Raw genomic sequence first — 16,362 nt, 5'->3', positions numbered from 1 at the left:
CTTCAGTCACGCAATTCATCAAATTCATTTGACATCAAATTAGTAGATTTTTTCACGTTTACATATGCTACCAAAATTGATAGCCCAACAGAAACTTCTGCTGCACCCACACATATAAGAACTACACCTATAATCTGTCCTAAGATATCATTTAGAAAAATCCCTACACTTACAAATGCTATATTCAGTGCTAGTAGCATTATTTCTATGCCGATAAAAAGATGCATTATATTTCTTCTTTTCATTATCATACAAAGAATACCAAGTATCAAAATGATAAAAGACAAGAGAAATAGATGTAATACAGAGATCATAAGTAGCAACTACACCGCATTAAAACAGGATGATATAAATTTCCAATTCAAATGATTATCAATAACTTTCCTAAGAAAATCAGCTCTTCTATTCTGATAATCTAGATAATATGCATGCTCCCATACATCACACACCATAAGAGGTTCCATATCATCAAGTAAGGGAGAGTAAGCATTCGCAGTCTTTACTATTTTTAATTTCCTTTCACGTGATGACCATACCAACCATACCCATCCACTACCAAATTGACTAATCCCAACTTTTATAAAATCCTGTTTAAACTGATCAATTGAACCAAATGCTATTTCAATAGCAGATACTAACTTATTATCAATATCGCTAGCACTTAAAATAGAATCTTTCTGAGAGCATATAGAATTCCAAAAAAAATCGTGATTTAAAACTTGCCCGGCATTATTAAATACTGAATTCCATAATTCTGTATTTTTACTATCTTTTTTGAGTTCTGTGTTAGCATCTATAAAAAGCCCTTTTACTCCATTTTCTGTCTCTAAATTATGCTCTTCAACTATTCTATTTATGTTATCTAGATAACCACGATGATGTTTATCGTAGTGAAATTCTAAAGTATTTCTAGAAATGCTTGGCTCTAATGCATCATAAGAATAAGGAAGTGATTGCAAAGAATATCTTTTCATCGTAGTAAGATCACGTATATGTATGTACTTAACATTGGAGGATAGTGTAAATAATCGCAGTTTCCAAGCATTTTTCTTTACTTTTAAAAAATGTACGAATTCACAAAATATAATCATGATGAAATTGAATTGAGAATGAGACTCTTCTGGAATTCAAGTAAATTATATCAATGGCAAGTAGCATCTAAAAGAGAAGTGTTTTCTATAGATTCTCCTCCACCAACAGTATCAGGTTATTTGCATATAGGACATGTATTTAGCTACTCTCACACTGATTTTATTGCAAGATTCAAACGAATGTGCGGGTATAATGTATTCTATTCTCCTGGCTTTGATGATAATGGATTACCAACGGAAAGATTAATAGAGAAGGAATATAATATTGCTGCACATACCGTAGGTAAGTCCGATTTTATAAAAAAATGCTCAGAAACAATAGTGAAATTTCATGAGCAATTTAAAATCTTACTTAATATTGTAGGCTTCACATATGACTGGAACTTTCAATACAGTACGATTTCAGAAAAGATCCAACGATTATCGCAAATATCTTTTATCAGATTATATCAAAAAGGAATAATATATAGAAAAGAAGCTCCCGTATTTTGGGATCACGTAGATCAAACTGCGATCTCACAGGCCGAGATAGAAGATAAAGAATTTGTAGGTAAAATGTACGAACTAGCATTCTTAATTGATAGCGATAAACAGAATAATATTACAATTGCAACAACAAGACCGGAAATGTTATACGCATGTAAAGCAGTATTAGTTCATCCAGAAGATCAAAGATACGAAACACTAGTTGGAAAATTATGCATCGTCCCTATTTCTCAGCATAAAGTATCAATTATCAAAGATGAAAGCGTAGATATGCAAAAAGGTACCGGAGCCGTGATGTGTTGTACATTCGGAGATACTCAAGATATAGAGTGGTGGCGCACCCATCAATTTACATGTACAAGCGTTATTACAAAAAAAGGGTTGATGGAAAATTCCGGCTTATTAAATGGCATGAAAATAAAAGTCGCTAGAAGCAAAATATTAGAATTACTTGAAGCAGAAGGAGTAATAAAAAATGTTATGGAAGTAGTACAATACGTGAAATGTGCAGAAAGATCTGGAACTCCTCTCGAAATTATAGTCACACAACAATGGTATATCAATGTAATGCAATATAAGGACGTATTAATGTCGCAAGTACATAAAATAAATTGGTATCCAGAACATATGAGAATAAGAGCAGAACAATGGATCGAAAATCTTAATCAGGATTGGTGTATATCAAGACAAAGGTACTTTGGCATATCATTCCCAGTATGGTACTCAAAAAAAGTTGGGGAAGAAGGTAAAGTCATATTAGCAGATGAAACGCAACTTCCACTTGAACCATCAAAAAATCTCCCATATGGTTACGAAAAAGATGACGTAATACCTGATTCTGATGTAATGGATACATGGGTTACTAGCACACTCTCTCCTCAAATTAATGCTGCACTTCTCGAGATAACAGAACCCGCTATATTTCCATTTTCTCTCAGAACACAAGCACATGAAATAATAAGAACTTGGGCTTTTGGTACGATAGCTCAATCTCTATTTCATGAAAATAGTATACCATGGCATAACATTATGATAAGTGGTTGGTGCCTTGGAAAAAATCATGAAAAAATGAGCAAATCAAAGGGAAATATTATAGATCCATTAGTAGAACTTAAAACACATGGTGCTGATGCAATACGATATTGGGCTGCAACTGCTCCACTAGGAACAGATATATCCTACTCTGACGATATAATAAAAGATGCTAAACGTTTTCTCACCAAACTTTTTCACGCTACTAAATTTTGCTCTCAACACTTAGAAAATATGACGGTAGCTCCTTCAAATATTGAAAATTCACTTAGCATTGGGGAAGTTGAGGAAACGTATGATATATGGCTTTTAAGCGAGTTACTATCTTTGACGAAAAGTGTCTTTCAACACTATAATAATTTTGATTACTGTCACGCAATGCGAGCAGTATCAGATTTCTTTTGGAAGATATTTTGCGATTATTATATTGAAATCGTTAAAGGACGTGCTTACTCCTATCATGGTACAAAAGCAGGCAATAGTGCCGCCCTTACAATGTATTATACGATCTCTACCATAATAAAATTAATAGCTCCAATAACACCATATATTGCCGAGGAAATATTTCAGAAAATAATATTAAGAAATGCAAAGGAAAAAAGTAATGCCCTTAATCACGATTTATCGCTATTCTCAGTGCACTCTCATGATGCTTTTCCGAAATACATTATAGAAATGAAAGAATTCATCACTAATAATGACATCACAATTTCTGAATCATTAAATGTAATAAATATTGTCAGAAAATTTAGATCGGAGCATAAAATCGCTATGAATAAAATGATGCAAAAAATTATTCTACACACTGATCTAGCATTTCCCAAATCACTGATAGATGATTTAACAAATGTATTATGTACTGAACAGTTAGTTATCAATAATGATAGTTTAAAAGAAACACATAATAGCGAAATTTATAAAACCAATCATATCACTATATGCATTTTCCAATAACGGCATTTCCTCTAATATCTTTTACGATACTGCTTTCATTGTTATGCTCTATATTTACACTTTTAATAACTAGCATAACAAAAGAAAAAAAAATCTATCAGATCTTAAAATGTCAGATCATTTCCTGCTCATTCATCACACTTATTTCTTCAATAGTGATGTTTGTTTATATCTGTAGCTATCAGAATGACAAATTTCTATTTTCAGAGCTTCATCCCCTATTTATACTTCGCATTTTCGGAACAAATAATAATATCACTGTAAATCATTCTGTCAGATTAGATTATATATCTGCAGTATTAGTATTACTTACAACTCTAATATCGTTCTTGACAATATTATTCACTTTTTTCAGCGAGAATCGTGATGAAATATCCAAAGCTCTGCAACAGTCGTCACTATTCCTGATGATACAAGGAATGCTGATAAATTTATTTACAACTCAAGATCTCTTAGTATTTTACACGTTATTTGAATTGGTATTGATACCAACTTTTATAATCATAGGAAGATGGGGGAATGAAGAACGTATATACGCAACTTTCAAATTTTTAATGTATACAATTGCATCGTCAGTAATAATGCTGTGGGGCATATTATATATCATGATATCTTATAATACCTTAGATATTAATGTTCTACCAAATCTAATATCTAGCACTAGCTCTTCGTCAAATATTAATTATCTAGCACTCGCTTTTTTTATACCATTCGCAGTCAAAACTCCTATCCCTCCTTTCCACACATGGCTACCAAAAGCTCACGTAGAAGCTCCAACACCATGTTCTATGATATTAGCTGCTCTCCTATTAAAAGCTGGATGCTTTGGCTTTATTAAAATTTTCATTCCTTTTTTCCCAACTTTTGTAAAAGAGTGGCAATTAATATTAGTAAGTTTTGTAATAGGAGGGGGAATATATGCGTCTTTAGTCACATTAGTACAATCCGAAGCAAAAAAAATAATAGCATATTCTTCAATCTCCCATATGAGTTTCGTCACAGCGGGACTCTTCTCTCTGAATAGCTATGGATTTAAAGGAGCCATTTTTCAGATGCTTAGTCATGGCGTAATATCATCAGGCTTATTTGCTGGGTTAGGTATTCTTCACAAACGTGTTTCTACATATAATCTTCATCTCATACCAGAAACACTAGGAAAACATATGCCAATATTAGCTAGTACTTTTGCTATTCTTACATTAGGCGCAATAGGACTTCCTCTTACATCAGGATTTATAGGAGAATTCGTCACAATATTCGGGATATATCATTTCAATAAAATCCTTGGCTTTTTGCTTTCATTAAATATGATTCTCTCCGCTATTTACATGCTAATAATGTATTCAAGAATATTCTTTTCACTTGGATTATCTAAAGTTAAGATAAATCTTAAGCTTCAAGACACTTCTAGAGCGGAGTTTTACATCTTATTTACACTTGTAATAGTATCGATTTTTTTAGGTATTAATCCAGAATTACCAAATATATCATCATAAATTATCTTGACATAAGGACTTATATTACTTACCATAACGGATAAAGCAATGAAAAAACAACAATTATACGCTGGATTTTGTGCAGTGTTCTCGGTTCTTATCGTACTAAGTAACCTCTTGTATCAGAAGCAAGTCTCTTTCATGTTTCTTGGTTTATTTTCCTTCTCAATTCCAACTGGTTCTATCTTATATCCTTTTACCTTTTTGCTCAGCGACATAATAAGTGAGTTTTATGGTAGAGATGCTGCCAGATTTTGCCTCCGACTAGGTGTGATAATAGGTGCAGGAGTAGCATGTGTTATGCTACTTTTCATGCAGATGCCAGCTACCTCTTGGTCGAAAATGAGTACTAGTACTTTTAGTGAAGTCTTCGGTTGCTATAATACAGTATTCATAGCATCTCTCATAGCATGCTATACTTCTCAAATGCTAGATGTAAAAATATTTCTTTATCTCAAAAAATTGACTAAGGGAAAATTGCTATGGTTACGTAGTAGTTGTAGTACCGCATTTTCACTTCTCATAGATACCGCTATAATGCTATCTGTAATGTCACATTTAGGAATATTCCCTAAAGAACATTTAGCATCTCTCATATTAAATACATACTCCTTTAAATTATTTTTTGTGGCGTTAAGTATTCCAATATTGTACTGCACTACTTCTCTTGTTAACAAATTTCTACCAAAAGAAAATATTAATGAATGTTTTACTGCTAATTAAGTCATTTAATAATTGACATAATACGGTATTAAATGTACAGTATGCGGTGTTGTGGTTATCCAGGATCACATTTAAAGACGCGGGATAGAGCAGTCTGGTAGCTCGTCAGGCTCATAACCTGAAGGTCGTTGGTTCAAATCCATCTCCCGCAACCAGTATTTTGATGATATGAAAATTTTCTCGTCTCTGAAAAGTGCTAAGAAGCGCGATAAAGATTGTAGGATTGTGAAACGTCGTGGCGTGATTTATGTGATCAACAAGAAGAATCCTCGATTTAAAGCCAAGCAAGCATAACTTTCGATATCCACCTCTTTAGTGCAAATGGATTTTTATTATCCGTTGTAGTTCTTTGGGTTTCACATCTATTTCATGATGTACTTTCAGGTTAGGTCTCTGACTTCATGTTGATGGTAATCGCTTTACTTTCAAGTATCTAATTCGGCGATATTTATTTTTGAGAAAACTTCCTTCCATTAAGTATAAAATACGAAAGAATAGTTTCATTCTACACCCTAATTTTCAGACTTGTCCATCGCATCATTTAATTCATCCTGCTCCCCCAGAGAACTGGATATACTACATGCCGATACTACATGATCATTCTTCTCTAAAGATACTACACGCACACCTTTCGCATTTCTTCCAGTAACACGCACTGAATCTACTGATAACCTAATTACCTTACCAGAATTACAAGCTAAAATTACACTATCAGTATCTTTAATTGGCAATACTCCAACAACATATGCACGACCAACATCCATATTTACTACACCTCCAACATTTCTACCAGTAACTCTATATTCATATGATGAAGTACGTTTTCCATATCCATTACTAGATATGCTTAATAAAAACTTTTCATGAAGCACCAACTCTATCAGCTTATCCACGGTAATATCACCATCTATTCTAGTAACTATACTTTGAAGCTCTCCATCCTCTTGCTCTACATCACCAACTAACTCATTATCTCTAGTAATCTCATTCTCACACTCATCTGTAACTTCAACTTCAACTTCAACTTCAACTTCATTACATTCTGAATAAGTCCAATATTTCTCTAATGCACTTTTTGCTAATTCAGTAATATCCCCTCCATTCTGGGACTCCTCTGACATTCGAATACGTATATCACTCGGTATCTTTAAATACGAAGATTTAATAGAATAATCGATATCTATACCTGGTAACATACACATAGAAATCACACTATCGTTCTTTTTTACAAGCCTCACTCCCTTTACCCCTTCTGAAGCTCTTCCTTTAAAAACACGAAGATTAGAGACAGGAAAACAAACAGATTTTCCCATTTTAGTAGATAGCATTATATACTGATTTTCGGAACATAACGACACACCAACTAGATAATCATCTCCATCCAGTTTAATAGCTATTTTCCCACCACTAGGAATATTTTTAAAATCTAGCAAGTTATTTCTTTTTATACTACCACGTGATGTACAGAAACATAGATACATTCCACGTGCACCCTCTAAGAACACTTCTCTATCTACTGATATTACATTGGTTATTTTTTCATCGGGACGCAAAGATATAAAATTAGCTATAGCTCTCCCAGTACTTTGAAGTGTAGTTGCGGGTACTTTATAAACTTTTAGCATATATACATGCCCAGCATTGGAGAAGAATAGCAAGTTATGATGTGTAGTAGTAACTAAAATTTCTGATAACGAATCATCTTCATACGTACTTACTCCAGATTTTCCTTTTCCACCTCTTCGTTGATCTTTATAGTGTTGAAGTGAAGTACGCTTTATATATCCACTTTTCGTTAATAACACTACAACATCTTCTTTCGAGAAAAAGTCATCTTCGCTCATATTACTACGCATCTGCGTTATTTCCGTTTTTCTCGAATCATTTAGATCGTTCCTTACTATAAGTATTTCATTCTTTATTTCTTCCATTAGAACTGAATGAGAATTCAATATCTCAAGATGAAATCTAATTTCACTGATTAAAGCTTCAAACTCTTCAGCTACTTTCTGCTTCTCCAACCCCGTCAATCTCTGCAGTCTCATATCTAAAATAGCCTTACACTGTTGTTGACTTAAGGTATACACTCCGTCTTCATAATTTTGTATATTTAGTACCTTGGTAAGAGTGGTTAAATCACCAGAATAATTAAATGACCACTTCTCGGCTAATAGTCTTTCCCTCGCAATACTTACATCTCTAGAACCCCTAATTATCTCTATTACACGAGATATATTATCAATACACATCAACAATCCAAATATTACATGAGCTTGAGAAGAAGCTTTGTTTAGAAGAAATCTACTTCTCCTCGTTACTACTTCTTGTCTAAATTCTACGAATATTTTTATAACGTTCAGAACATTTAAAATTGTAGGTCTCCCATTGTAGAGAGCTAACATATTAATTGCGAAATAAGTCTCTAATACCGTATGTTTATATAGATGATTAAGAACTACTTCTGCCGCAGCTTCTCTGCGTAATTCTACTACTACTCTTATACCTAATTTATTAGATTCATCTCTAATTTCTGCAATTCCATCTATAACTTTATCACGTGCTAATACCTCCATAGTTTTTACAAATTCCGCTTTGTTAGTCTGATATGGAATTTCAGTAATTACAATCGAAGCTCTATTTCCATTTTCTTCTATGTGCGTTTTTCCTCTTATCGTAATACTCCCTCTACCAGTAAGCATTGCATTGTAACACTTATCGTAATCTATAATCTTACATCCAGTTGGAAAATCTGGTGCCGGTATGTATTTAGATACTATTTCCTGTATTGTTATATCTGGATTTTCTATGTATGCGAGACACGCATCTAGTACTTCTAGTACATTATGCGGCGGTATATTAGTTGCCATACCAACAGCAATACCACTAGCACCATTTACAAGAAGATTAGGAAAACGAGCTGGTAGCACTGTCGGCTCTTTTTCTGAGTTATCGTAATTATCTTTAAAAGCTACAGTATCTTTATCAATATCGGCTAATAAGTATAAATTGGAGATCTTCTGCAATCTTCCTTCGGTATATCTCATCTGAGCCGGGCTATCTCCATCTATAGAACCGAAATTTCCTTGACCATCTATAAGAGTTTTATAAAGGGAGAAGGGCTGAGCCATTCTTACATAAGCATCGTATATCGCAGTATCACCATGTGGATGATATTTACCCAACACCTCCCCTACTATTCTTGCAGATTTTCTATATGGTCTATTCCAGTTATTATTTTGCTCGCTCATAGAATACAGTATTCTTCTATGAACAGGTTTTAATCCGTCTCTAGCATCGGGAAGAGAACGACTCACTATCACGCTCATCGCGTAATTTAAGTAAGCTTCTCTCATTTCCAAATCTATGGATACGTTAACACTGTTGTGTTCTATTTTTTCTACACTGCCTTTCATTGCTGAATTTGGTTATTCTGTTAAGGCTATTACCGTTGAAGAATAGTAGCTTTACTATAAAAAGTCTACTGTAAATTTATGGCAATATATGGCATAATTCGGGGAAAGAGACGTAAAATAACGTCAATTTCATCTTGACATGTAAAGCTATAAGAATGTAGCGTATGAATGATAGCTTTAAGCATTCCGTATGATATAACGCAAATAGGAGTGAGTTTTTAGTACGTTAACATAGTTTTTTAGGAGCCGTGAAGAGTGTAAAAAGAGTTAAGAAAATAGAGAGGGTTGGTACTCTTTCTTCTGCTTTAGAGCAAAATTCGATGCTCATAATTCTCAAGAATAAGGGAATATCCGTACCTAAGATGAAAGTGTTTCGCAGATCCCTTGTAAAGGTATCGGCGAATTGTATATTTCTTAAAAATAGCTTAGCAAAAATAGCATTAGGAGATGAAAAATACTCGCAGTGTAGGAATTTTCTATCTGGAACTACGGTTGGCGTATTCACAAACCAAAATAATGTAGATGCTGTGAAATTTATAGTAGATTTTGCAAATAGTGAAAATGTACTGTCTGTAGTCGGTGGATATCTTGGAGCTGCAACATATTCTGCTGAAGAAATTCTCGCATTTTCAAAATTACCTAATGTCGATGGTATGAGGGCTAAATTGCTTAGCGTTATGCTAGCTCCACACTCTAAGTTTGTACGAGTGCTTTCTGCACCTCTAGCAAGTTTCGTACGTGTATTACAGAGAAAATCAGAACAGTAGCAAAAAAAATTATAAAATATGTCAACTGCTACTCTACAAGTGCTTTCGCATATTTTTTCATTTTTCCTGCCCCCATGCAAATTACCATCTTTCCACCTCGAGGCTCGTTTAAGATAGCATTTCTTAAAAATTCATTCCTTTCCAAGACTATTACAAATTCTTCTCCTCTTTTTTCATTTATCACATTTGCTATGTATGCATTACTGGAAGTAGTAGGATAATTTTCTGCATTCTCCCAACATCCGTATATTTCCATTAGTATTATTCTGTTGGCTCTTAAAACTGATAGTACGTCAATATATTCGCTAAGATCGGAGGTAACTCTAGAATATTTATGTAATTCGATAACTATAATTATACTATAATCTGCTCTACATATATTGCAATATTCTATAAAACTATTAGCCGTACATTCTATTTCTTTATAATGATGGGCATAATCATTAAAAATACAAATTTCATCTCCATTAGCATCGGTAATTTTTCCAAGCTCATCCATTCGTGATTCAATCCCTTTAAAATTTTTAAAGCTATTTTGTACCACATCGTGATTAATCATAATCATGCCAGTAGTCTTTATTTGATATATAATTAAACCACAAACGGCACATAAAAAATTCTTCACATTATGCTTACCTAGTAACGATAATCTTATACTTTTTATCTCAATATCAGAACTTAAAGAATCATGTAATTCGGACTTTATAATCATATCAAACGTAGTATATTCTCCCACCAATATGTTTTTGGCATATATATGATTTTTGTTATCATATAATCCATATAAAATAACGCTATTATTAATTGCTTTATTGCTATACGCATTGTCATCAGTATCTCCGCATGCAATAGCACACATACCGGTTTTTCCATCATTTAAAAAACAACGATATGCTTCTTCAAATGCATCTATACTTCTAAAAAATTCCATATGCTCCGGAACAATTGTTGTGCACATTGCTATATCTCTCGAAATAGCAAGAAAAGTACCATCCGATTCGTCGGCTTCTACAATTACCGGCTGATGTACCGAAGGATATTCACCAATTATGCAATTAGTATCATATTCTTTCATTATTCCACCACTTATAACAGTGCAAGATATACCATGCTTTAGAAATAATTCCCCCGTTATAGTAGTAGTAGTGGTTTTTCCACTGGTACCACTAATTGCAATATTAAATGTATCGCGTAAAAGCCATGAAAGAGCATCAGCTCTCTTTATTACAGGTATATTATTTCTGATTGACTCCAATAATTCAGGATTATCATCTTTTATAATGCTAGATACTAGTACACATTCTGGCACCTTATTCCAACGATATAGATTAGTTGCTGAATGACCATCACACATATTAATACACTTTATTCCACTATCTGGAAATTTCGATATATCTAGATCAGAACCTTGAACATTGTAACCAAGCTTTATACACAACTGAGCTATTGCGCTCATACCAATTCCAGCAATCCCAATTATATGTATCGTTGCTGGTAAAGATGGTAGCAGTTTCATTTATTTCACAATTGTTAGTGATTTTACTTCATATATTTGTTAGTTATATTGCGAGAGAAAGAAAAGCAACTCATATGCATACTGGCACAACAAAAATCGTGCTAACCGGAGATCGCCCTACCGGAAAATTACACCTTGGACACTATGCAGGTTCCTTAAAACAAAGGGTTGAGTTACAGGAAGAACACGAGCAATACGTAATGATAGCAGATATACAAGCACTAACTGATAATTTTAACGCACCTAACGTAGTAACTCAAAATGTATATGAGGTACTTCGCGACTATATAGCAGTTGGTATCGATCCTACTAAAACTACAATATTTTTACAATCTCAGATACCATCATTGACAGAGTTAACAATCTATTATTTAAATCTCGTCACAATTTCACGATTACAAAGAAATCCGACATTAAAAGCGGAGATACAACAGAAAAAATATGAAAACAACCTTTTAGCAGGATTTTGCATATATCCAGTTAGTCAAGCTGCTGATATTACAGCATTTGATGGAGAATTAGTGCCAATAGGAGAAGACCAGCTTCCAATGATAGAGCAAACTAATGAAATAGTAAGGAAATTTAACTCTCTTTATGGAAATATTTTAAAAGAAGCCACACCAATAATCGGAACTACTAAAAGGTTAAGCGGAATAGATGGTAAAGCAAAAGCAAGTAAATCTTTGAATAATGCAATATATCTCTCCGATTCTCCTACAATTATCAAGCAGAAAGTATTTGCTATGTTTACAGATCCTAATCATCTAAAAGTAAGCGATCCAGGAAAAGTAGAAGGGAATATAGTTTTTGAGTATCTTGATGCATTTCATAAAAATAAAAACGAAATCACCGCTCTAAAAGAACACTATACAAGAGGGGGTTTGGGTGATACGGCTCTCAAAAGCATATTAAATGATACACTACAAGAACTTATAGCTCCGTATAGAGAATGTAGAAATGACATATCTAGCATCAAAATGCGTGAAATACTATATAGTGGCTCTCAGAAAGCAAATCAAAAAGCCAATGCTACTCTGGAGAAAGTAAAAAAAGCTATCGGTCTACATTATTTCTAGTAAAAGATGGTTATTTAAAAAAATCCAGCAATTCAATACTGCAAATATTTACCTAACGTTGTCGTGTAAATCTTTTTCTTTTAATATTTCGTTGTACATTTCTCTCAATTGCAAGCTCATAATTTGGTACATCTTGTGTGATCGTACTTCCGGCTCCTATCATAGAAGTATCTCCGACAGAGACAGGCGCAACAAGTGATACATTTGCACCTATAAATGCTTTGCTTTTCACTACCGTTCTATGCTTTTCATAACCATCATAATTACAAAATACAGTTCCAGCTCCGATATTACATCTATCACCGATAGTAGCATCACCAACATATCCAAAATGACCAATTTTCGTATTCTCTCCAATAATAGAATTTTTTACTTCTAGGAAATTTCCTACCTTTGCTCCACTTTTTAAAAGTGTATCTCCTCTAATTCTACAAAAAGGACCAATAGTAACTTGCGGTTCAATTATAGCTCCCTCTATATAACAATATGGTAGTATTACCGCATTCGGGTATATCATAACATTCTTACCTATAATTGAATATGGATGTATCACCACTCCAACACTAATACTAGAATAATAGTGAAAGAAATTAGTATGAGGAGCTATTAAATGTACTCCGCCATTCATCAAGGTAAGACGTATTCTGTTCTGCATTTCCTCTTCAGCACGAGAAAGATCAGATAAATTATTCGTATTAATACATTCGCTTCGTTCACATATTCTATATTCGCTCACCATATTTAGCCCGAAAAAGAAGCTCACTACCTCTGTTAAAGGAAATTCATCCTCTATCCTACATACTTTATACACATTCAATAAAGCATCTTTAAGCATATGAAATTGTGTAATCATAGCTCCTGCATTACACATTATTTTTCCAGGATTTTTCGATAAATATTTTTCCTTCTCGTAGGCTGATTCTACTATCCTAATAACGCGAAGCTTCTCTTTAATGTCAGTCTTGATAATGCCGTATCCTCGTGAATCGTTCGCAATAAAAGCTAAATGAAGCGATATAAAATTACGCTTCAGAGCAAGTCTTTTCCTATAATTTTGTACAAACTCATAAAGTGTATCTTCCTTTATAAGAGGCATGTCACCATATAACATCAAGACACCGTCGTAGCCTTCCACCTCATAAAGTACTGATAATACAGCACCTCCTGTACCTGTTACTTGTTGGGTAATTTTACATATTTGTAACTCTGGAAAATCCAACAGTACGGTATCAATCTCTGGGTTATCAAAATTTTTTTCATTTAATACTAATGATACATTTTGCATACATACTCCATGAGAAACAAGACGTCTCTGAACTTCTTGTATAGTACATAATATATGATGTAATATCGGCACTCCTGCAACTTCTAGTAGGAATTTTGGCTTAGCAGCACGCATCCTTGTATTCTTTCCACCACATAACACTATAACAAGAATTTTCATCACAAACATCAAAACGTCATAAAGAACATTAACAGCATAATCTAGCAAATTTTAAACTCAATAAACTTACGATACTTCCAGCAAATAAATACTTGCGATAATAAAAATCCATATACATAAAATTATTACTCAAGAAAATGTATGAAATAAACAACTCTCTACAAAATTCAAACTATATATTCAAGCAACAGTACAAATTACAAAGTATATGGAAAGCGGTACTTCTACAAGCTCTCACTGATGCATGTTCACAGTCTAAAAAAAAACTTTCGCACGCATTAAAAGAGATGCACTAAAATGGCTTAAAATACAAAACGATAGTTTTACTCATATATGTGAATTCTCAGGCATGAATTTAAAATATCTGGAAAAACAAATTGAAATTGCACTACAAAATAATTGCAAGTGGCGAAACGACTATAAGATTGGTAAGTTACTCTAGTAAGATTATGATGTACAATTTCCAGCATAATGCATAAGGAACGTATTAATAGCGTAAATATTATAGGTGGTGGAATGTGGGGACTTGCATTAGCTGCTACTATGCAACGTAATGATATAAATGTGCAACTTTTTTGCCATTCAATACAAAATACAAGTGTAAGAATACACGAATATTGTAATGATATAACTTTTTCATTACTTCACTTAGGTAAGTTAAAAGGTAAAGTAGGTAATACCTTAAATTTTATCGTTCTTCCAGCACAAACCATAAGAGCATTTATTTCTGAATACAAAGAAGAATATGATGAAAATTCAGGTATTGTAATATGTTCCAAGGGAATAGAAAAAGATACAGGGCTATTTTTAAGTGAGATTATATCTGAAGAAATAGGCTTAAAAGTACCTTTAGGAGTATTAGCTGGACCAAATTTCAGCATAGATGTGCTAAATGGGATACATACTAGTACTACAATAAGTAGTACTGATCTAAATCTCAAAAAGAATACACTTAAAGTTCTTTCTTCTAATTCATTCACATTAGAAGAAAGCAATGATCTAATTGGTAGTCAGCTATGTAGCGCTTTAAAGAATATATATGCTATTGGAGCAGGGTTTACCTATTTTCAGTATATTAGAGAGAAATACGGAATAGAAAATATTGCAAAAGCTGAAAATGCAATACGCGATAATTTAATAGACTATTCAAATTTACTCGCTTCTTTTTTAACTGATAGCTTCCGAGAATTTAGAGAAATTTTTAAAGCTTTATGTGATATCGAACATATTGATACAACTTTTAATTATTGTGGTATAGGAGATTTCTTACTAAGTTGCTCCAGTAGTAAATCGAGAAATTTTCAGCTTGGATATCATACTGGATTATCCACTTTAAACTACAAGCCAAGCTATAATCGTGAAATACATCTATCTGAAGGGTACTTCAGTATACAAGGATTAATTAATAGAATGTTAAAGTATGATATTGAATATAAAAAATATAAAATACTTAACAGTATCGTAGAATTAATGGCTTTTTAATTATTTAAAAGATGGTGGGATCTGTAGGGATCGAACCTACGACAACACCGTTATGAGCGGTGCGTTCTAACCACTGAACTAAGATCCCGATAAAAAGCATAACCTTAATCGCTCTTCACTTTAAGATATGCACTTGAAAAATGCAACATTTAACAATGAATTGCATTAACAAAATATCCTCAAATACACTAGCATAGCCTCACTATACCTCATTTATTACCAAATGTTTAATAAATTTTTTATCAATGAAAGTTGTAAACATAAAAGTAGCCGTATACGCTATCAATGCAGATGTTACAACATCGCTTAGAAAATGCTTTCCTAGAATTATCCTTGTAATTCCACTAGCTGTACCAATAATAAAAGAAGCTATTATTACCCTTTTCCTCAACCTTCTAGCATTATAATAAAAAGCACTTATAAGAGAAAAAGCATATCCGGTCATTGCATGCGTAGAAACAAATGAGCATTTTTTCCTATTAAGGCATTCCCCTTTCATCTGAAAAGCCTTCGTAAAGTGCATATTTCCACCAAATTGTAAAATATTTTCTGGTCGAGGACGATGAAATACCGCTTTTAGCCCTAAATGCGAAACAAATAAACAGCAAAAAACGTATATCATCATACATGAAAGAGATAATTTTAGAGCATTTTTATAGTTACCACTATTTGACATAAGAAAAGATAGAGATAGTAGAGAAAATGCAATCATTGGACATATGAATAAAAATTCGCTCACTCCACTTAAGAAATCAGTCACATAAAAGCCATTAGATGAGTAAAAGAGAGAACTTACATATATATCTAAATAAGAAAATATACTAAAAATAAGTACACAAATTCCCCAAGAAAAAGCAATAAACAAAAATTTCGTCATCTTAA

13 protein-coding genes and 2 tRNA genes are annotated in these 16,362 nt (G+C 33.1%); 8 read left to right on the top strand and 7 right to left on the bottom strand.

Annotated elements, in window-relative coordinates; all coding sequences use genetic code 11:
- Positions 1 to 2: 2 nt before the first annotated feature.
- Complete coding sequence (gene nuoK / locus Fokcrypt_RS01795; protein ID WP_323722492.1) at positions 3 to 314, bottom strand: NADH-quinone oxidoreductase subunit NuoK; 312 nt, start codon at positions 312 to 314, stop codon at positions 3 to 5.
- Between the two features lie 9 nt (positions 315 to 323).
- Positions 324 to 974 carry a superoxide dismutase gene (locus Fokcrypt_RS01790; RefSeq protein ID WP_323722491.1) on the bottom strand — a complete coding sequence of 217 codons (651 nt, stop codon included), beginning with the start codon at positions 972 to 974 and terminating at the stop codon, positions 324 to 326.
- Between the two features lie 90 nt (positions 975 to 1,064).
- Here Fokcrypt_RS01790 and Fokcrypt_RS01785 point away from each other — a divergent pair, with 90 nt between their 5' ends.
- From Fokcrypt_RS01785 to ykgO, 5 genes are all read left to right on the top strand, one after another.
- Positions 1,065 to 3,563 carry a valine--tRNA ligase gene (locus tag Fokcrypt_RS01785; protein WP_323722490.1) on the top strand — a complete coding sequence of 833 codons (2,499 nt, stop codon included), beginning with the start codon at positions 1,065 to 1,067 and terminating at the stop codon, positions 3,561 to 3,563.
- Between the two features lie 38 nt (positions 3,564 to 3,601).
- The gene (locus Fokcrypt_RS01780) at positions 3,602 to 5,059 is read left to right on the top strand and encodes a complex I subunit 4 family protein (protein ID WP_323722519.1); all 1,458 of its coding nucleotides are present in this window, start codon (positions 3,602 to 3,604) and stop codon (positions 5,057 to 5,059) included.
- Positions 5,060 to 5,107: 48 nt separating this feature from the next.
- Positions 5,108 to 5,782 (top strand): queuosine precursor transporter, encoded by a 675-nt coding sequence (locus tag Fokcrypt_RS01775; RefSeq protein ID WP_323722489.1) that lies wholly within the window; start codon positions 5,108 to 5,110, stop codon positions 5,780 to 5,782.
- Between the two features lie 78 nt (positions 5,783 to 5,860).
- Positions 5,861 to 5,937, top strand: a tRNA-Met gene (locus tag Fokcrypt_RS01770).
- Positions 5,938 to 5,950: 13 nt separating this feature from the next.
- Entirely contained in the window at positions 5,951 to 6,076 is a 126-nt protein-coding gene (gene ykgO, locus Fokcrypt_RS01765; RefSeq protein WP_108673110.1) for a type B 50S ribosomal protein L36, read from the top strand.
- Between the two features lie 218 nt (positions 6,077 to 6,294).
- Here the strand turns inward: ykgO and gyrA are convergent, their stop codons facing one another.
- Entirely contained in the window at positions 6,295 to 9,195 is a 2,901-nt protein-coding gene (gyrA, locus tag Fokcrypt_RS01760; RefSeq protein WP_323722488.1) for a DNA gyrase subunit A, read from the bottom strand.
- 248 nt (positions 9,196 to 9,443) lie between these two features.
- Here gyrA and rplJ point away from each other — a divergent pair, with 248 nt between their 5' ends.
- Positions 9,444 to 9,962: a 50S ribosomal protein L10 gene (gene rplJ / locus Fokcrypt_RS01755; protein WP_323722487.1), complete on the top strand. Its 519-nt coding sequence runs from the start codon at positions 9,444 to 9,446 to the stop codon at positions 9,960 to 9,962.
- Positions 9,963 to 9,990: 28 nt separating this feature from the next.
- Here the strand turns inward: rplJ and Fokcrypt_RS01750 are convergent, their stop codons facing one another.
- Positions 9,991 to 11,478 carry a Mur ligase family protein gene (locus Fokcrypt_RS01750; RefSeq protein ID WP_323722486.1) on the bottom strand — a complete coding sequence of 496 codons (1,488 nt, stop codon included), beginning with the start codon at positions 11,476 to 11,478 and terminating at the stop codon, positions 9,991 to 9,993.
- On the opposite strand from Fokcrypt_RS01750, the gene trpS reads away from it, so the two are divergent.
- Positions 11,463 to 12,554: a tryptophan--tRNA ligase gene (gene trpS / locus Fokcrypt_RS01745; protein WP_323722485.1), complete on the top strand. Its 1,092-nt coding sequence runs from the start codon at positions 11,463 to 11,465 to the stop codon at positions 12,552 to 12,554. The two genes, Fokcrypt_RS01750 and trpS, sit on opposite strands and share 16 nt — an antisense overlap.
- A gap of 52 nt (positions 12,555 to 12,606) precedes the next feature.
- On the opposite strand, the gene Fokcrypt_RS01740 is transcribed toward trpS, so the two are convergent.
- Positions 12,607 to 14,007: an NTP transferase domain-containing protein gene (locus tag Fokcrypt_RS01740; RefSeq protein WP_323722484.1), complete on the bottom strand. Its 1,401-nt coding sequence runs from the start codon at positions 14,005 to 14,007 to the stop codon at positions 12,607 to 12,609.
- Between the two features lie 462 nt (positions 14,008 to 14,469).
- On the opposite strand from Fokcrypt_RS01740, the gene Fokcrypt_RS01735 reads away from it, so the two are divergent.
- Positions 14,470 to 15,480, top strand: coding sequence for an NAD(P)H-dependent glycerol-3-phosphate dehydrogenase (locus tag Fokcrypt_RS01735; protein WP_323722483.1), 1,011 nt, complete (start codon positions 14,470 to 14,472; stop codon positions 15,478 to 15,480).
- Positions 15,481 to 15,492: 12 nt separating this feature from the next.
- On the opposite strand, the gene Fokcrypt_RS01730 is transcribed toward Fokcrypt_RS01735, so the two are convergent.
- Together Fokcrypt_RS01730 and Fokcrypt_RS01725 are read right to left on the bottom strand one after the other, a co-directional pair.
- A tRNA-Met gene (locus tag Fokcrypt_RS01730) sits at positions 15,493 to 15,568 on the bottom strand.
- Between the two features lie 114 nt (positions 15,569 to 15,682).
- Positions 15,683 to 16,357 (bottom strand): phosphatase PAP2 family protein, encoded by a 675-nt coding sequence (locus Fokcrypt_RS01725; RefSeq protein WP_323722482.1) that lies wholly within the window; start codon positions 16,355 to 16,357, stop codon positions 15,683 to 15,685.
- Positions 16,358 to 16,362 lie beyond the last annotated feature (5 nt).

Origin of the sequence: Candidatus Fokinia cryptica (assembly GCF_034359305.1) — a bacterium.
GTDB lineage: Bacteria > Pseudomonadota > Alphaproteobacteria > Rickettsiales > Midichloriaceae > Fokinia > Fokinia crypta.
The sequence above is the reverse complement of the archived record's forward strand: the minus strand, read 5'-3'. Positions and strand labels throughout refer to the sequence as shown.